Consider the following 16,972-nt stretch of genomic DNA (forward strand, 5'->3'; position numbering starts at 1 on the left):
ACCTACATCTTTTCAAGACAGCCTATTTACGATACACTAATAATTCATGAAATATCCACATAAGGGTATTAAAGTAAGAAAATGGAGGTTTTTTATGAAATATTTTAAGGTGTTTTTTTGTTTAATCTTATTACTCCTAGTAGGCATAACCGGCTGTTCTCAAAAAGAAGAAGTCACAAGCATTAACACTGTTGATGTAAAAAAGCTTAAAGAACGTAGCGGAACTTATGTTGGAAATAATTCTAACGTGGTAGCTATCGTAAGGGAATTGCCTGGAGGAGAAACGTTTAAAGAAATTGATTTACATAATAAAACGCCAAAAATAACGTATGGTACTAAAGCGGGCTCTCTTTCAGAAGATGAAACGTTAAAATACTGGTTTGACGGTAAGAACACATTGGAGAAAAACTTTCTTTATAATGCTATTTATTTAGCAATATTAGTGCCTAATGCTCAAGGTTACAGTTTTAAAGTAGACAATCAAAAATTCTCAGTATCTAGAGAAGAAATGGAACAGTTTATTTCTGGCAACATTAAAACTTTACCGGATAGTAATAAATTATTTGATAAAGAAAAAGCACAGCAATTTATAGATGATAATAAAGAAAAGATAAATAAAACAGTTAAATCGGCAGCTATTCGAGAAAAATTTTTTAAGAATGTTCCTATAGTAAAAGAATAAAAGATTGAGACATAACGAAATGAATCCAATCTAAAGATGAACAGCTAGTATACATGAGGTGAATCGCTTGTGACGCCGCAGTTGATTTCCGTGCAAGGCTTCGCTTTCCGCGGTCGGCCGCTGAGCCTCCTCGTCGCTTGCGCTCCTGCGGGGTCTCACCTGTTCCGCTTTTCCCGCAGGAGTCTTCGCCTTGCCCTCCAATCACCAGTCGGAAAAAGCTTGGGTGAATCACTACAAACTCTTTTTTCTATAAAGAAAGAAACTTATTACCGCTCCCAGTACAGCCATAACTACACTAAAACGAATGAGATGAATAATAAAATCAATAAGGTTTAAATAGGTTGTTTCTGTTACACCATCACCGACTGATTCAACTTCTTTATATGGAATCACAAAGAAACCTAATGATCCTCCTAAAATAAGGCCGTAGAAAAAACCTTTTTCTATAAATTTCAACAAGAAACTCTCCTCCTTTCAAAAGTGCTCATCTAATGAGGTATAGCATTCCCTATAACTATTAAAAGGCATTTATTTATCTTCCATAAAAACTATTTAATTATGAATTTTATTACATATAATCTATATATTAACATATGTGCAGATTAAAAGGGAGACTAACGTATAGTCTCCCTTTCTATAAAAGTTTAATAACTTTTAAAAATTCTATTTACTTAACCAAACTTTCAAATTAAATAAAAGCTCCAGAAAGTCACGAAGCAAGAAAGCTTTTCACAGCAGTTAAAAAAGCGGATAAGTTTCCTGCGTGCACCTCGTGTCCAGCCCCTTTTATCGTTACTAATTTACAATTTGGAATGCGCTTAGAAACTTCCTGCAATTTATCTTGAGGAATATGGCTGGATCCTCCTCCTATAATGAGAGTAGGTGCAATTATCTCTTTAAGACTTCCCCACCATTTAGGATTGGGGTTGTTTAACTGTTGAAGAATTGAAGGTACAACCTCCCAGTCAAACGGTAAAGAACCAGGCGGTTTGGCTGGGATTTCGAACTTTTCTCCTGTAAAAGGTGGAGGAGTGTCTTCAACAATCAATTGATCTACCCTTTCTGGAGATGTTTCAGAAAAAAGATAGGACACCGTCCCCCCCATAGAATGTCCAATCAACGTAAAGCGCTCCAAATTCATGGCATTTACGAACTGAAGTAAGTCATCACACATAAGTTCAAACGTATAGGTGCCGGTTCTTTCACTTCCACCGTGTCCTCGCTGATCTAAAGCTAAAAATCGATATTCCTCTCCTAATACAGCTGCTACTTCATCCCACGACTCTGCACTCATTCCCAAAGCGTGAAGTGCAATAATAGCGGGTGCCGAAGCTTCGCCCACCTCTCGATACTGAAATGTTAAACCATTTAGTTCAATTTGATTTACTTGCATTTTCAAATTAGATCAACTCCTAACTCAGATTTCACCAATTAAAATCTAGTTTATTAAGGTTCATCTATATATTAGTGAAGGAATGAAGATTTCCTTCACCTCTTATCTTATTGGGAAAGACATCAGATTATTTTATATATCCTGTGTAATTCTTTAGTCAGCATAATTAACGTACCTAGAGTTTTTCACTTTGGATACCTATATAATTTAAACCAAAAGTACTGCAAGCCAATTGAATAAAAGATTGTAAAGGAAGAGACATAAATTTATCTTTATGCCAAACCATTTGTGTATAAAGGGTCGTATCAACTTTAGTACAAGCCAATTCTTTTAATATGCCTTTCTCAAGCTCTCCTTTTACTACTACTTCGGGCAATATGGCAATGCCTAAATCCAGCATGACGCATTGCTTAATAGCTTCCACGCTTGCAAATTCAAATTTAGTGGATGTACAAATACCCGCCTCACGAAACAAGTTTTCCAACACTACGCGATATGAACAACCTGATTCGGTATACAAGAGAGTCTCATTTTCAAGCTCTTCTAAGTAGATTTCCGCTTTATCAGCTAAAGGATGCTGAGGAGAAGCAATAATTTTTAAATCTTCTGCAACAAGACATTGTGTATGTAGATTTGCATCATGATGCTGAATAGGCTCCATTGTAAAGGCGATATCAAGAGTGCCGTCTAGTAGCTGCGCTCTTGTTTGTTCTTGAGAATAAATAGGTTTAAAAATCATTTTAACCTTAGGAAACTGATCCTTAAACTCTTTTAATATGGGAGGCAATCTATAGGTACACTGGCTTTCAGAAGATCCAATAATAAGCGTACCCGAAGGCTCCTTCACTCCACTTACAGCGTTTTTTGCTTCCTTAGTCAATTGAATCATTTTATCTGCGTATCTTTTAAATTCTCTACCTGCCTCTGTTAAAACCAAGCGTTTCCCGAGACGTTCAAATAAAGGCGTTTCAAGTTCATTTTCAAGAGCTTTTATTTGTGCGGTAACGCTTGATTGAGCAAAGTTTAAAATTTTAGCCGTATAGGTAAAATTTAAATTTTCTGCAGCTGTTTTAAATGTAATCAGTTGTTTTATTTCGATTTTCCTCACCTCTATATAATCGGATATTCCGATTGATTCAATCGGAATATTCATCTGTAACGATCATTAATTTCATTATAAAATATGGTAAATCAAACCACAACATACTAAATATAAAGAGATAAGGGGAAATCATAATGACTATAAAAAAAGAAAATACAAAAGAATCAATTAGCCTCACGCAAAAAGAAACAAGTGAAAAAAGCTTCAAATACTACTGGAATGAAATTATTCGAGCGCTTATCGTAACCAAATAAGTAAGGCTAATCAATTTTATTTTTGGAAAAAGTAAATCCACATACAAGCGTATAAATATAAAAACAATAGCTCGCTAACGCTGACGATATACAGAGTTAGAGAGCTATTAACCTATTTAAACTTAAAATCATGGTTATTGGCTTGAATCTAACCTAAACTCCGCAATATCCTTGTCGTCTTGAGAGATAATGAGTGTGCCTTTTAATGCATTAGCCTGTAGCTTTTTTAGTTTTTCTTCAGTTGGTAAAAGAGGTAATTCATTGTTTTTTTCCTTTGCTCCTAACGTATAATTAAGAGTGAATTTACTTGTTCCTTTAGATGGAATTTCTCCTATACTCATGCCAACCCCTAACTTATTGTTATCCATCTTATAAATATTTGAACCAATTGCTTCTTTTACAGCTGATACTAACTCCTTATCTGGTTCTATGCGAATGTTTGTTTTAACAGGATCAGAGAGAGCCATAATATTATTAGACTTATTTTCCATCGTGAATGTATAGTGTAACTCCGTTGGAACGATACGTTTACTTTTGTTCTTTTTATCAGGTACTATCATTTCCCCAACGATTTTTTTATCATCTGTTAACGTTACCTCTGCTTTTTGTAATTTTAAGTAATCAACATTGTTTACATATTCCGTTTTTGAACAAGCAGTAATGATAAACAACAAACAAATAACGGAAAAACCAAGATAGAACTTTTTCATATTTATCCCCCTACCTATTCACATATCATGTTTATTTACTAGTACATGATTGTGCTGATTCCTTTTATCTAACACTTCATGGTGTGATTGAGCTTCGATATGGTATTTAGAATACCTAAACTTAATTATTAATGTTCTTGAGACAAAGCAAATTTAAAATAAATAAAAGTACTCGTGCTAATTATTATTATCCATAAATAAACTGTTTCCTCCCTTTTTTAGTTTTAACACGTTTTTTGTACATATGATAATGTATCAAAAACGAATAGACATATTGAAAACAAAAAAAGCTACTAGTATGTGGGACAGTCTCGTCTCACATACTAGTAGCTTTTTTAATTAAAAATCGTTATATTCCTCTAAATCATCATCATCTAATGACCCGGATAATTGCTCTAGATCTGCAACCTTGCCTTCTTTGAAGGTTTGGTGGCTTTCTGAAGGCTTCTCTTCTATCTCCTCTTGTTTACTCACAAACCCGTTGGACTGAGCTAATTTCTTTAATTCCCGTAGTTCGGAATTGATATGTTCAAGAAGTTCTTCTGTTCTATGTCCTGCTTCTACTTGATTGGAAGATGAACTATGAAGGTCACGAACAATTAAAGATGAAATATAGTCCCCTAATTTTCGAGACTTTGCATATCTTGCAAGTATATCATAGACTTCATCACTCAACTGATTAGTTTTAATCGTAAAGGCGTTTTGACGCTCTGACATGGTTATCACCTACGCTGTTAGGATTTAACGGCTTTCTTCTCGGCTTGTTTCTTTTGAAGGTACCCCATGCTTCGGATTTCTAAGCCGAATAAATTTAAGTGACGGCTATCCTCAGGCACTTTATGATATTTCTCTGTGCGTTCTTCGCCAATTTTTTCACGCATGCTATTCATAATCGCTGCTTCTAGTGTAGGAGCGACACCGCCACTATATACATATTTTCGGATTTTATTTGCTGGTGGTGGGGCGACATCATTTAACTTAGCTAGTAAGATCTCTACATAATCTCTTAGAGAAGATTTGATTTGAGCTGTTAAATCAATGGATTCACCTGTGTTTTCATTCTTTAGTTCAAACTTTTGTTTGCTGTAGTTATCTAAAATAAATTGATCGAAAGCGCGTAAATCGGTAAACAACTCTGGGAATTTCTCTTTTCGTAACTTATCGATATGTGCTAAGTAGGGAATACCCTCGATACTTTGGAACGATTCACGACTGTTCGCAGCCTTCAACCCTTCAGGTAAGATTACAACATCAATGGATCCTCCACCGATATCGATCATTACGGTTTCACATTCCACATATTCATTAGCATCTTCACGGTCTTGAAGTGTTAGGTCTTTCTTTAACGCAAAACGTGCGATTTCACCTTCTTTTAAACAAACACTTTCCTCCACAGATACTTTTAATTCTTTTTCAAATCCTGGGGTATGGATATAAAAAGTGTGATCACCCACAAAGCGATTTGCCATAGCCTTTTGCGCTTCACCAAACGTACTTTCTTTTTTTAGTAACCAAATTGGTAACATTGTAGAGAAATAGTCAATTTGGATGTTGTTGTCCTTTTGATCTTTTGTATGTAACGCGTGGTAGTATGCGACGGCAGCTAAAAATGTTACGTATGGAATATGACTTGTAATTTTATTATGTAAACGATTAATATGATTGTTTGCTAATTGTTGGCTGGCGGCAATGTCACCTACTAAGAAATAACGTTCTTTTTCTTCCTCTCCAATGGTTGTAGATAATAAGATGCGCTTTTTAAATTCCTCTGGTGCTGTAACAGCATCTGTGAAGAATGAATCAGCAGCTTCTTTTTGGAGTTCTACTACGTTGGTTTGGAAATCAAATAGATATCCATCTATGATATTCATATCGACTGAGTTCCCACAGTCTTTATTAAAACGTGAAATTTTCATCTCTATACACCTCTTTTTTTAGTTGAACTTCTGTTGAACTTATTATACAAAAGAAAAGGTAGATTTTCAATCCTTCAGTTCAACTGATTTATCATCAAAAACTTACACATATCAACAATTTTTTTATCTAGTTGAACTTATTTCGGGGTCAGAAAAACAGTGTCAGGAAAGTTCTTTTTCGGGAATAAGAAAGTCGGAAGTAGAGATTCTGGTGAGAAAAGAGGTTGAGACAAAAGTATTTTAGATGAAGTAAAAAACGAGCTATTGATCAAGCGATTAGTAGTTTGTTTTTTTATTAAGCTAAACGCAGACTTCATTTGTTTAGGTCTTTCTAGCAGTTGATTGAAGGGTAAGACAAATACTCCTGGTGGAAAAGCGGAATGTATCAAGATAATATTTATATTCGTTAAGAGACTTAAAATCTTGTTTGACAATATTCGATAACACTCACCTTTTTTGAACTACCTTTTTCATTAACTGACTTTTATGATCTTTATCTTTAACTATAATATAATCCTCTGTTCCTTTTACTGAATAGATTTCTGAACCAACTGTAAAATAGTTTGATTGATTATTACCTGCAGGCATTTTAGTTGCTTTGGTTTTCTTTTCTATTGTTCCTATTTGGTCTCCTATTTCCTGCTTTTGATCTAGTTTATCTTCTGTTCCGTTATATTCCTTGTTTTCAACTACAACAATGATAGCAGAAGAACTTTCTGTATTCGTTCCTGTACTTTCTTGATTACATGCAGTTAGAACGGTTAAATAAACTACTAACAGAAAACTAAGTGTTCTCTTCATAATAGCCTCCGGAAATCATTTTCTACCCTTTGATTAAAATTGACATTAGGCGATATACCAAGTTCAGTGACGTATCATAATGTATTCGAAAACGAACAATCCTAAAAGTTCTATTAAACAAACTTTCTAGGTTCCTCCACATAAAAATCCACATAACCGCAGCTTGAACAAACATAAGGTATTAACTCACTGTAATTTTGATTGTTATTCAATACGCTGCTTGGTATTTTATTTACACCTACAGTTAGTTCCAGGTGATGATTGAATACGGGCTTTGGTTAGAGATGAATCACATTTAGAGCACTTTTTACTTTGCATACATATCACCCTTTCTATTTCATAACATCATTCCTATTTTCTATAGTACATGCTTACTAGTTTTTAAATTAATAATTAGCCATATAACTTGAATAATCAAAGGGAAAATAAATGCGATTAGCAACACTATAAATGCGAACAATTTCAGCTCTAGTGTTTGGGTAACACCCGCTCCATCCACTTCTCTTATCCAGACAACAGCTGTTCCTACGACGAAAAGTATGATCCAAATTATATTAGCTATCCACCAGGAAATTCATCGTCTTTTCACATCATCACTCCTTTCAATTTAAGCTGCATCTTTCTTTTTTAATTCCCAGATAAGAGCAATTGTAGAAATAGCTCCACCTACCGCAAAGAGATAAGAAGAAAACGGTATTGTTTCATGCATGAATAAACCTCTTATTCCATAAAAACATAGGATAATAGTGCCAATTAAACCAATCATAAGCCGAATATTTTTATTGATTGTTTTCTCCCCCTTTAGGCTTCTCTTTGCACCTGATCCTTTATCATAAGTCCAAATATAGCGAAGAAGTTTAATACAACCAGCAATCCATAATAAAAGCCAAGCCCTTCAAAAAATAAAGAAAGAATGGGAAATATTATAGTTTCAAAGCCAAACAACATAATAATAAGTCCAATTCCTTTAGCGAGCTGCTTTTCATCCTTAGGTGTAAATATCTTTCCATATCCAGCAATAAAATTAGTACTACCTTTTTTCCATACACGTTTCCCAATATAAATGATTAAACAGCTTACTAGACTTATAAATAATAATTTCAACACCAGACATTACACCTTCTCCACATACTTTAATTTAACATATATAGTATATTTTACTATAATCAATAAACAATATTATGTATTAAAGGTGGACTCACAAAATAAAACACTGTAAAATATATACATACTAATTTTGGAGGTTTTTGTTTGTTAAACTTATGCTTAGAGCTGGGTGAGTAAGCTTCCTTAATGAATGTGTGCATAAAGGAAGCCCCATTTATGGAGTATAAAAAGCGGTAATTTAGCAAGTTGATAGGAGACTCTAAATGGATATCTTAATTAAACAAGAACTCACTGAAGAATATAATGAAACTGAAAAAGTTGTGAAAAGCGCTTTTTTAAATGAAGAATACAGCGATAAGAAAGAACATTTACTTGTGAAACGAATTAGGAAGTCAGATGAATTTATTCCTGAACTTTCACTAGTCGCATTAAATCCGAATGCAGTAGATATTATAGGCCATATTCTTCTATCTAAAATAACAATTATAGATGGTGATAACGCTACCGTTTCTTTAGCACTTGCTCCAGTTTCAGTTGCACCTCAGTATCAAAAACAAGGAGCTGGGAGCCAACTAATACACGCTGCGTTAAAACGCGCAAAAGAGCTTGGTTATCATTCAGTAATTGTTTTAGGGCACAAAGATTACTATCCTAAGTTTGGATTTAAACCAGCTAGCTCATGGAATATATATGCTCCATTTGACGTGCCTGAAGAATTTTTTATGGCCATAGAGTTAACAGAAGGATCTCTAAAAAATGTGCAAGGTGTTGTACATTACTCAAAATCTTTTTCAGAGTAAGCACTAAATGATTAATTAGGTTTTACGTAAAGGCTGCCTGGAAAATAATTTTATAGTATTTTCTATGGGCAGCCTCTTTTTTATTTACCTGATATTATTAAAGCGGTGGATTTTCCACACCTAAATGAACCCAATCTTCTTTTGGAGGCCCATAAACTCCAGCAGGTTTTAGGCCTGCTTGACGCATAAGAATGGTAATTTGACCTCGGTGATGAACAATATGTTTAATTAGTCCCATTAAGATTGTGGCATTTGATTGGGTTCTTCCAAACGCTTCTTGCGTATGTTCTAAAGATTCGTCTGTCCATTGCTGTTCGATAATTTTAGCGGCATGAGAACTTACATTTTTAAAGGTTATAGCGATTTCCTGTGCTGAAGATGGAACGCTTGCTGTACTTTCAATTCTGTCTATACTTAATCCGAATTCAGTTAGGTAATCTGGAATATTTGTTGTAAAATGCCAAGCAATTCTCCCTAACGTACGCCCTTCAGGATACACTTGTTGTTTCAACGAATCATCTGTCAAGCTATCTAAAACTTTTTGAGTCAGCATGGCTTCGTTGTTCCATTCTTTGATAAAATCTGAAATGGTATTATACATATAAAAGACCTCCCAATATAAATCTAATCTAAATCAATAACTAAATAATATCATAGAAGAAAAATAAGTTGGCTTATTTACTAAAGGAAGGAAGGAGACTTTATGTTATTTAAAGCTACCGCTCAAAAAACTGTTGTTTATCCTTTATTACTTTTAAATACTTTATTACTCATTCAAGCAGGTCAACATAAAGAACTTGCCTTTTTACACCTTTTGGCTATCCTTTGCTTGTTTCTTTCCCTTTTTCTCCGATATGAATTTCAGATAGACAGAGATACTTTAACCTATAGAATATATATATTATGGTTTAAAGTATATGCAAAAACCGTTAAACCCAGGGACATTAAAAGAATTGTATTTAAACGGTTAAATTGGAAATCAAAATTAGCAGTAGTAAAAGTAGAAAACGGGTGGAATATGCGAATAACATTATTTAGTCCACCAAATGTTTTTAAGGAGTTAGAAACATTTGCACATGAATATGATGTAGATATTCAAAAAACAGCAGATTATTAAATTCTAGAGAAAACATCTTGAATGCCACCGCATTTTGGATACATTAAACTCCATGTAAGTTAGGCCGTATAATCAGCGTTATTCATTTCTAATCAAGCTGCTTTTGGACCTCTCTAGCGCTACAAAGCATTAGTAAAGAGGTCCTTTCCTAAACACCCCCAAGTTAAACACTTTGTCCTCCTTCCTCACATCAACCCCAAGCCCTACATAAAAATAGGCTTCAAGGGCATTCTTTTTAACATTATTTGGATATATAATTCGTATATAACGCTTTTTAAGAGGTGATGATTCTGTATATATCAAAAAAGGTTGGCATTTTAAGCTGGTTTGCTACTTGCTTGTATTTTTTAGTTGAACCTTTCTTTATTTTGACTTCAACTGCTCCCTACAGTTTTTTACATCACGCAATGAGTGATCTTGGTGTAACTTCTTGTGGAAACTACACCTATTCAATTGCACCTCATGAAATTTGCTCTCCTCACCATTTCTGGATGAACGTATTGTTTATTATAAACGGATTGACACTTTCAATTGGTGTTTTGTACATTTCACAAAACCTAAAGAAAACAAGAAAAAGCCAACTAGCAACAGCTTTTATTCTTATATTAGCTTTAGGTAATATTGTTTCAGGCTTTATCCCGGCTGATATTAATTTATTTTGGCATTCAATACTTGCTCAGCTTGGCATGGTTACTGTTTTAGCTGGTCTTTGGATGTATGCATCATCTTTAAGCAGCGGCAAGTATTGGACTTATGGCTGCTTAATTTCCCTACTAATCATTCTCCTACTCATTATGCTTGTATTTTTTGTTCCTATGCCTACCGGTCTGCTGCAAAGGTTATTCTATTTAGTAATCTTTATATGGGGCACCGTGCTTTCCTTTATGTTAAACAAATAATCCACTATCACTCCGTTTCATATGAGCTTACAAGACTATGTTAAACTAGCCGGAATTTCAAATAGCAAAAAGTCCATAGAGGCATTCCCTATGGACTTTTTGCTATTTTGTTAAATAAATTCTCTTAATAATTCTTTAGATTTCTTTCCGCTCAAACCAAAATAATTGCCAATAAGTTTGACGTATTCTGTGTAAGTAACTTTTCTATTTAAAGCAGTTTCCCACCATCTCTGTGGATTATAATAACGACTTCCACTAGAGCAATAGGTTAATTGTATTCGGGTATCCTCAAATTCTTTATTAAAGTTTTTTTCTACCCTTTTCATATGGTAGTTTGAAGAAACAACGATAGCGGATTGAAAGTGATAGTTCATCATTAGCTTTTTTGTAAATTTAGCATTTTCCGTAGTACTTGTAGCGTGATTTTCTAATATAATTGAATCCTCAGGTATTCCAGAGTCTTTGGCTTGATGATAAAAATTATTCTCTTGACCATTCGAAAGGATCAAATGAGACGCATATCCTTTTTTATATAATTCAATTCCTTTCTCCAGTCGATCATTATCACCACTTAACACAATAATCACGTCAGATTTTACAGGCTTTTCGTTCACTACAAGCTCTTTCCCGGCAAACAGAAAAAAAATCATCCCTAATCCCAGCATGAATATACTGATCTTTACTCTTTTACCTTTAATTTTTTGCATATAGACCCTCATTTAAAAAGTTCACTTCATATCTTATCATAAAGCTCAATATTCATAAAAATAAAAAGGTAATCTTCAAAGAAATTTTGTGCGCTGCAGGTAATCACAGCTTTTATATAAAAGTTAAAAGGTAAAACTTTAACAAACATTCTTTCATTCTAAATATTTTTATGAATCACCTTTAATTTCTATAAGCTTAATATTTTTACTTATTTGTATTGATATTCATCTTTTCACTTATTTTTCATTTTTCTATGATAAAATCACGATGACACAAGAAACAAACAAAATAATTTATTTATTAATTTAAAAAGCTGACCATAATGGTCAGCTTTTTGCGTTAAAAGAGAAGTAACTACATCATAGCTTTCTATACTGATTCAGCTAGTGCATTTTAATCTTTAGTAAGATTCTAAGTTTTTTATTAGACAATTATTTTTCCTTAATGTTAAACTGTTTCCCTAAAGAAAAATAATTTAGGTTCAACTATATAATTTGCTAGCGCATATAGGCACTTCAGTCTATTCTAAGTCGAAATTTTATTTTTAAAGGGTTTCTTATGCCCAAAAAGTTTCCTACAGGCAAATTTATAGCATCTAATAAAAAAAATAAGCTGAAGTCAAAAAGTATCTTGTTCATTACATTAGGACTATTAAACGTTTTTAATTATACAGGCTATCCCTTGATAGACCTTTTATATAAAAAATACAGGCGAAACGGATTGGAGGTTTGGGATAAATCATGAGAAGGAATCTATTTTATTGATATTTTTCTAATTCTACATATATTAGAGAAACTTATATTCGATGATGAGAATAGAAATTTAATAAAGAAAAGGTGTTTTAAAGATGGAACGCAAGAAGTCAGAAAGCTTTAACTATGGTCTCGCTTTTACACTGCTGCTGTTTTTTATCGTTAGCTGTATAGCTATTTATAACGCGCAAAAAACAGGACAGTATTCTACAAACTTTGTAATTAAACAAGTCGAATGGTACGCAGTAGGTATTGGGATTATCTTCCTCACCATGAGGCCTGATGAAGATCAGTGGGACCAATTCACATGGTTCTTTTATGGGCTAAATATTTTTATCCTTATTTTACTCATCGTTTCTCCTCAAAGTATTGCTCCTGTCAAAAATGGTGCAAAAAGCTGGTTCGTCCTTCCTGGTATTGGATCGATACAGCCGTCTGAATTCACAAAAATCTCTTTAGTTTTAGCATTTAGTAAAGTGATACGAAATCACAACGAAAAATTTCGTGTAAGAGATATAAGAAGCGATGTTTTACTCGTTGGAAAGCTAGGAGCTACGTTAGCTATCCCTATTCTTCTTATTATGCAGCAGCCCGATTTAGGGACGGCACTTGTGATGATCTTTTTATTCTTTGTCATGATATTCGTTTCAGGGGTAAGTTTTAAGCTCATTCTTCCTACCTTTACTTCTATTATAGGAATCGCTTCAGGTATTTTATATATGGTTTTGAACCACCCGAAAATATTGGAAAAATATTTGCACGTTCAATCCTATCAGTTTGATCGTATCTATGCGTGGTTTGATCCGGAATCTTATGCCAGCAGCTTGTCTTACAACTATATGCAAGTGTTAAAAGCAATAGGTGCAGGATCTATTTCAGGAAGAGATACATCAAAGTTTTCAGTATATGTTCCTGAAAAACATTCAGACTTTATTTTTAGTGCAATTGGAGAAAGTTACGGCTTCGTAGGAACTAGCCTTATCCTTTTCTTATTTATGGTGCTTATTTACCAAATTATTACCGTCGCATTTCATACGAAAGATCAATTCTCTACATACATTTGTACCGGCGTTATTTCAATTGTTTTCTTTCATGTCTTAGAAAATGTGGGCATGTGTATAGGACTTCTTCCGATAACGGGAATACCACTGCCGTTTATAAGCTACGGGGGAAGTGCGTTAATGAGTGCGATGTTTTTGATGGGACTAGTATTAAATATAAGCTTTCGATCAAAGGCTTATATGTTTGATCAGGATGTGAGGTAATACAATGAGTAGTAAAAAAATAGCTAAAGAGATAAATTCAGACCTAAAGATTCGTATGCAAGTATTGAAATATATGTGTGTTTTTTTATTTTCTCTCTTGTATATAGCCGTTATTAGATGGTTTTTTTAGGAGGAGCTTTTATGTTCAAAAAAATTCTAAAGTGTTACGATTACAGATTTATTGCTGCGTTAGTTGTTTTAAGCCTAATCGGTTTAATTATGGTTTACAGTGCCAGCATGGTAACAGCGATTAGTCGTTATGGTGTATCTGGGGATTACTTTTATAAAAAACAAAAGCTTGCTCTTATAGCAGGCTTTATCATATTCACATTAGCGGCTATCGTTCCGTATAAAATTTATCAGGAAAAAGCAGTATTAAAAATTTTATTAGGTGTCTCTGTTGCACTCCTTATTTTAGTTTTAGCTTTTGGACATACAGCAGGTAATGCACAAAGTTGGTTTAAAATTGGGCCTATTGCTATTCAGCCGTTAGAAATAACAAAATTAACGCTCATTATCTATTTAGCCGCTGTTTTTGCAAACAAACAAGAGTATATCAATGATTTAAAAAGGTCGATTCTTCCACCTATGCTGGTTGTGCTTTTTATTTGTTTTTTAATTATTTTGCAGCCTGATTATGGCGGAGCCTTGCTTATTTTAGGAACAGTTGCAGCTATTGTGTTATGTTCAGGCATTTCAAAAAAATCTATTTTGAAAATTAGTTTACTAGGTGTAATTGGCACACTCATTATGTTAGCCGTGTTATTAGTAACCGGAAACATGGATCTTTTGTTTTCTCCAGGGCGTTTAGCTCGCTTCACTGGATTCTTACATCCTTTTGAAAATCAACAAGGAGATGGATATCAGCTTGTTAATTCTTATGTAGCTATAGGAAACGGAGGCATATTAGGTATGGGGCTGGGCCAAGGCATTCAAAAAACCGGCTACTTGCCTGAATCACATACGGATTTTATTATGGCCATTATCGCAGAAGAGCTGGGATTTTTGGGTGTGCTTCTTGTATTAGGGCTACTGTTTTTTATTATTTTTAAAGGATTAAAAACAGCTATTAAGTGTCGTGATCATTTTGGAGCACTGTTAGCTATCGGTATTTCCGTTATGATAGCTGTTCAAGTATTTGTAAACCTTGGAGCTGTCACGGGTCTTCTTCCTATTACCGGTGTCACCCTACCTTTTATAAGCTTTGGAGGTTCTTCGCTGACATTGTTAATGCTTGCTGCAGGAATACTTACCAATGTTTCGATGTTTAACACATACACTCAAACATATAAAAGCCAGTCAATGGAACAAGCTTATATAAGGAATGTTTAACGTTTGAATGGCTAAGTGGTGGCTATAATAAAAAGTCCTGACTATATATCAGGACTTTTTACTTTATTTACATAAATAATAATCAAGCAGCTGCTTAGAATTGCTGTGTTTTTTACTAGTAATTTATTAGAGGATAGATTTACTTCCTAAATAACGAGGTGCCCAGTAAGAATTGCTTAACGATGCAATAGTTACACCAGTTGAACTTCCAGCATGAATAAACTGCCCGTTTCCAATATAAATTCCAGCATGTGAAGGACCTCCAGTAGTATCGAAGAATACGATATCTCCAATATTCGGAGTAGATGTACTTTTTCCTGACTGATACAAGGTAGCTACTGTTCGCGGTACAGTTACTCCACCTCCATTTTTAAATACATAATAAATGAAACCACTGCAATCGAAACCATTTGGAGAAGTTCCGCCCCAAACATATGGCACCCCTATGAATTTTTTAGAATAAGCCACAATATCACTAGCTGTCGCTTGCGTTGAACTATTAACAGTTGAAGAACCAGTGGCGCTAGTAGATGCGTTATTTAAGGCATTTAAAGTAGCTGGACCTACTATTCCATCCACAGCTAAGCCATGATCTCGTTGGAAATTCATAACGGCAGTTTGAGTAATTGTGCCAAAATAGCCTGTTGGTGTGGCGTTAAAGTAACCTTTTTCCTTTAACAGCTGCTGTACTTTTTCAACTTCATTACTAGTCATTCCATATTTCAGAAGTGTACTGCTTGTAACCGCACTTGTTGAATTAGCTATTAACGCTTGATATGTATTAGGTCCCACCATTCCATCAGCGGTTAAACTATGAGAACGCTGAAAGCTTAGAACTGAATCTTTTGTAATTGAACCAAAATAGCCAGTCGAAGTAGCTGAAAATATGCCCTTCTGTCTTAAAACATCCTGTAATTCTTTTACGTCTGGATCTGTCATACCTTCTTTTAATAGCTTGTCCCCTAAAGCTGCATGGCTTATTGTTGGTAAAACAATCAATGATGAGCATAAAGCTAATGAAGAAATTATCTTTTTCACTAAGTATATCCCCCGATGTTATATTTTTCTTGTTCTTGACTATAAAATTTTAGCAGGGAGAAATAGAAAAGAAACAACCTATTTGTGAATTTTTTGTGACAATTCTAAAAATCACTTGATTTATTAGGAGGTAATTATTTGTTTTGTCATATAAAGTATAAATATACTTATAATGGTTAAAGTTACTATTCTTTGACCTTACTGTTTTACGTATATACCGCTAAATCTTTCATACAATAAAGCACCTTTTTATAATTGTGAACATAAAAAAGAAAAATAGAGGCTGCATGGTAAAGGATAGGGGGAATAATGTGAGCAAAATAGCGGGTTTGAAGCGCCGGTTTAAATACTTACTTATTAAACTATTACGATTAAAAGATCATTCACATAAAGTTGCGCTAGGTTTTAGTCTAGGTTCTGTTGTGAACTTTGTTCCTACCTTTGGATTTGGCCTTATACTATCCGTAGGTTTAGCTAAATTATGTAAAGGAAACAGCATAGCAGGACTCATTGGTGGAATGTTTTTTATGTGGGCCTTTCCGTTGATGTTTTACTTGAATACAGTAGTTGGAGGATATATATTCCCAATCGATCTTGATCAAACTTTACTTCAGAATACAGATGAAGATTTAGATAATCGACTAGAACTAGGAGCAAAAGTAGGAAAGAATTTTTTAACAGGCATGATTCTTAACAGCTTCTTATTTGGAAGTATACTCTATATTGCTAGCTACTATATTATAAATCAGTACAGAGGCTTTCTCTTACACTACATCTCTAAAAAGTGGATAGTAAAAAAACCGTACTAAACAAATGGATTATTAGCTTGATTTCAACCTTTATTTCTAATTGTAAATTAATATAATTTATATAAAAAAACCATTAACCTGAACATTTTTTCAAAAGGCATAGAGGTAAATTAGCCCATAATTGATACCTATGGTTATCAATTATGGGCTAAGGTACAATCTTTGTTTCTGTTTTAAGATAAATATGGAGGAAATACATTGAAAGAGAGCTCTGTCTATTTTTTTCTTGAATATCAATTTGCTGCATGTGTTCTAATGTACTCCTTTCAATTGTATATATCATTTAC

20 protein-coding genes are annotated in these 16,972 nt (G+C 33.9%); 7 read left to right on the forward strand and 13 right to left on the reverse strand.

The features are described from left to right. Window positions 1-94 precede the first annotated feature (94 nt). Window positions 95-682, forward strand: a complete 588-nt coding sequence (locus tag ACH0CI_RS11145) for a DUF4825 domain-containing protein (RefSeq protein ID WP_406901432.1) — start codon at window positions 95-97, stop codon at window positions 680-682. Here ACH0CI_RS11145 and ACH0CI_RS11150 read toward each other — a convergent pair. From ACH0CI_RS11150 to ACH0CI_RS11195, 10 genes are all read right to left on the reverse strand, one after another. Next, window positions 666-887 (reverse strand): hypothetical protein, encoded by a 222-nt coding sequence (locus tag ACH0CI_RS11150; RefSeq protein ID WP_406901774.1) that lies wholly within the window; start codon window positions 885-887, stop codon window positions 666-668. The two genes, ACH0CI_RS11145 and ACH0CI_RS11150, sit on opposite strands and share 17 nt — an antisense overlap. 26 nt (window positions 888-913) lie before the next feature. Continuing rightward, window positions 914-1,141 (reverse strand): hypothetical protein, encoded by a 228-nt coding sequence (locus tag ACH0CI_RS11155; protein WP_049163909.1) that lies wholly within the window; start codon window positions 1,139-1,141, stop codon window positions 914-916. A gap of 250 nt (window positions 1,142-1,391) precedes the next feature. Next, window positions 1,392-2,081, reverse strand: a complete 690-nt coding sequence (locus tag ACH0CI_RS11160; RefSeq protein WP_406901433.1) for an alpha/beta fold hydrolase — start codon at window positions 2,079-2,081, stop codon at window positions 1,392-1,394. A 169-nt stretch (window positions 2,082-2,250) separates the two neighbouring features. Beyond that, the gene (locus tag ACH0CI_RS11165; protein WP_335707382.1) at window positions 2,251-3,174 is read right to left on the reverse strand and encodes a LysR family transcriptional regulator; all 924 of its coding nucleotides are present in this window, start codon (window positions 3,172-3,174) and stop codon (window positions 2,251-2,253) included. A gap of 391 nt (window positions 3,175-3,565) precedes the next feature. Continuing rightward, window positions 3,566-4,141 carry a hypothetical protein gene (locus tag ACH0CI_RS11170; RefSeq protein WP_048018622.1) on the reverse strand — a complete coding sequence of 192 codons (576 nt, stop codon included), beginning with the start codon at window positions 4,139-4,141 and terminating at the stop codon, window positions 3,566-3,568. A gap of 339 nt (window positions 4,142-4,480) precedes the next feature. After that, entirely contained in the window at window positions 4,481-4,858 is a 378-nt protein-coding gene (locus tag ACH0CI_RS11175) for a hypothetical protein (RefSeq protein ID WP_406901434.1), read from the reverse strand. A 17-nt stretch (window positions 4,859-4,875) separates the two neighbouring features. Further along, a complete protein-coding gene (locus ACH0CI_RS11180; RefSeq protein ID WP_406901435.1) occupies window positions 4,876-6,057 on the reverse strand; it encodes an Alp7A family actin-like protein in 1,182 nt (393 codons plus the stop codon). 447 nt (window positions 6,058-6,504) lie between these two features. Beyond that, window positions 6,505-6,858, reverse strand: a complete 354-nt coding sequence (locus ACH0CI_RS11185; protein WP_048018620.1) for a hypothetical protein — start codon at window positions 6,856-6,858, stop codon at window positions 6,505-6,507. Window positions 6,859-7,216: 358 nt separating this feature from the next. Beyond that, window positions 7,217-7,432, reverse strand: coding sequence for a DUF3923 family protein (locus ACH0CI_RS11190; protein WP_406901775.1), 216 nt, complete (start codon window positions 7,430-7,432; stop codon window positions 7,217-7,219). A 227-nt stretch (window positions 7,433-7,659) separates the two neighbouring features. Beyond that, window positions 7,660-7,965, reverse strand: coding sequence for a hypothetical protein (locus ACH0CI_RS11195; protein ID WP_099330809.1), 306 nt, complete (start codon window positions 7,963-7,965; stop codon window positions 7,660-7,662). Window positions 7,966-8,228: 263 nt separating this feature from the next. On the opposite strand from ACH0CI_RS11195, the gene ACH0CI_RS11200 reads away from it, so the two are divergent. After that, complete coding sequence (locus ACH0CI_RS11200; RefSeq protein WP_099330808.1) at window positions 8,229-8,765, forward strand: GNAT family N-acetyltransferase; 537 nt, start codon at window positions 8,229-8,231, stop codon at window positions 8,763-8,765. A gap of 97 nt (window positions 8,766-8,862) precedes the next feature. Here the strand turns inward: ACH0CI_RS11200 and ACH0CI_RS11205 are convergent, their stop codons facing one another. Next, the gene (locus ACH0CI_RS11205; RefSeq protein ID WP_028413883.1) at window positions 8,863-9,366 is read right to left on the reverse strand and encodes a DinB family protein; all 504 of its coding nucleotides are present in this window, start codon (window positions 9,364-9,366) and stop codon (window positions 8,863-8,865) included. A gap of 102 nt (window positions 9,367-9,468) precedes the next feature. Here ACH0CI_RS11205 and ACH0CI_RS11210 point away from each other — a divergent pair, with 102 nt between their 5' ends. Both ACH0CI_RS11210 and ACH0CI_RS11215 read left to right on the forward strand, forming a co-directional pair. Beyond that, complete coding sequence (locus tag ACH0CI_RS11210; RefSeq protein WP_335708443.1) at window positions 9,469-9,882, forward strand: diguanylate cyclase; 414 nt, start codon at window positions 9,469-9,471, stop codon at window positions 9,880-9,882. A 284-nt stretch (window positions 9,883-10,166) separates the two neighbouring features. After that, a complete protein-coding gene (locus tag ACH0CI_RS11215; protein ID WP_121944808.1) occupies window positions 10,167-10,781 on the forward strand; it encodes a DUF998 domain-containing protein in 615 nt (204 codons plus the stop codon). A gap of 110 nt (window positions 10,782-10,891) precedes the next feature. On the opposite strand, the gene ACH0CI_RS11220 is transcribed toward ACH0CI_RS11215, so the two are convergent. After that, window positions 10,892-11,488 (reverse strand): YdcF family protein, encoded by a 597-nt coding sequence (locus ACH0CI_RS11220; RefSeq protein ID WP_406901438.1) that lies wholly within the window; start codon window positions 11,486-11,488, stop codon window positions 10,892-10,894. Between the two features lie 848 nt (window positions 11,489-12,336). Between ACH0CI_RS11220 and ACH0CI_RS11225 the strand changes: the two genes are divergently transcribed. Then, a complete protein-coding gene (locus ACH0CI_RS11225; RefSeq protein ID WP_406901439.1) occupies window positions 12,337-13,506 on the forward strand; it encodes an FtsW/RodA/SpoVE family cell cycle protein in 1,170 nt (389 codons plus the stop codon). Window positions 13,507-13,647: 141 nt separating this feature from the next. Continuing rightward, window positions 13,648-14,838, forward strand: a complete 1,191-nt coding sequence (locus tag ACH0CI_RS11230; protein ID WP_406901440.1) for an FtsW/RodA/SpoVE family cell cycle protein — start codon at window positions 13,648-13,650, stop codon at window positions 14,836-14,838. A 126-nt stretch (window positions 14,839-14,964) separates the two neighbouring features. Here ACH0CI_RS11230 and ACH0CI_RS11235 read toward each other — a convergent pair whose 3' ends face one another. Beyond that, window positions 14,965-15,876 (reverse strand): C40 family peptidase, encoded by a 912-nt coding sequence (locus tag ACH0CI_RS11235; RefSeq protein WP_033578555.1) that lies wholly within the window; start codon window positions 15,874-15,876, stop codon window positions 14,965-14,967. A 311-nt stretch (window positions 15,877-16,187) separates the two neighbouring features. Between ACH0CI_RS11235 and ACH0CI_RS11240 the strand changes: the two genes are divergently transcribed. Continuing rightward, a complete protein-coding gene (locus tag ACH0CI_RS11240; protein ID WP_028413888.1) occupies window positions 16,188-16,685 on the forward strand; it encodes a DUF2062 domain-containing protein in 498 nt (165 codons plus the stop codon). The last annotated feature ends 287 nt before the right edge of the window (window positions 16,686-16,972 follow it).

It is taken from the genome of Priestia sp. 179-F W1.4 NHS (assembly GCF_045369295.1).
Classification (GTDB): Bacteria; Bacillota; Bacilli; order Bacillales; family Bacillaceae_H; genus Priestia; species Priestia zanthoxyli.

Excerpts from the sequence above, each read along its gene's own strand:
- ACH0CI_RS11145 (WP_406901432.1), top strand. The coding sequence starts at position 95 with ATGAAATATTTTAAGGTGTTTTTTTGTTTAATCTTATTACTCCTAGTA.
- ACH0CI_RS11170 (WP_048018622.1), bottom strand. The coding sequence starts at position 4,141 with ATGAAAAAGTTCTATCTTGGTTTTTCCGTTATTTGTTTGTTGTTTATC.
- ACH0CI_RS11175 (WP_406901434.1), bottom strand. The coding sequence starts at position 4,858 with ATGTCAGAGCGTCAAAACGCCTTTACGATTAAAACTAATCAGTTGAGT.
- ACH0CI_RS11180 (WP_406901435.1), bottom strand. The coding sequence starts at position 6,057 with ATGAAAATTTCACGTTTTAATAAAGACTGTGGGAACTCAGTCGATATG.
- ACH0CI_RS11185 (WP_048018620.1), bottom strand. The coding sequence starts at position 6,858 with ATGAAGAGAACACTTAGTTTTCTGTTAGTAGTTTATTTAACCGTTCTA.
- ACH0CI_RS11200 (WP_099330808.1), top strand. The coding sequence starts at position 8,229 with ATGGATATCTTAATTAAACAAGAACTCACTGAAGAATATAATGAAACT.
- ACH0CI_RS11205 (WP_028413883.1), bottom strand. The coding sequence starts at position 9,366 with ATGTATAATACCATTTCAGATTTTATCAAAGAATGGAACAACGAAGCC.
- ACH0CI_RS11210 (WP_335708443.1), top strand. The coding sequence starts at position 9,469 with ATGTTATTTAAAGCTACCGCTCAAAAAACTGTTGTTTATCCTTTATTA.
- ACH0CI_RS11215 (WP_121944808.1), top strand. The coding sequence starts at position 10,167 with ATGATTCTGTATATATCAAAAAAGGTTGGCATTTTAAGCTGGTTTGCT.
- ACH0CI_RS11220 (WP_406901438.1), bottom strand. The coding sequence starts at position 11,488 with ATGCAAAAAATTAAAGGTAAAAGAGTAAAGATCAGTATATTCATGCTG.
- ACH0CI_RS11225 (WP_406901439.1), top strand. The coding sequence starts at position 12,337 with ATGGAACGCAAGAAGTCAGAAAGCTTTAACTATGGTCTCGCTTTTACA.
- ACH0CI_RS11230 (WP_406901440.1), top strand. The coding sequence starts at position 13,648 with ATGTTCAAAAAAATTCTAAAGTGTTACGATTACAGATTTATTGCTGCG.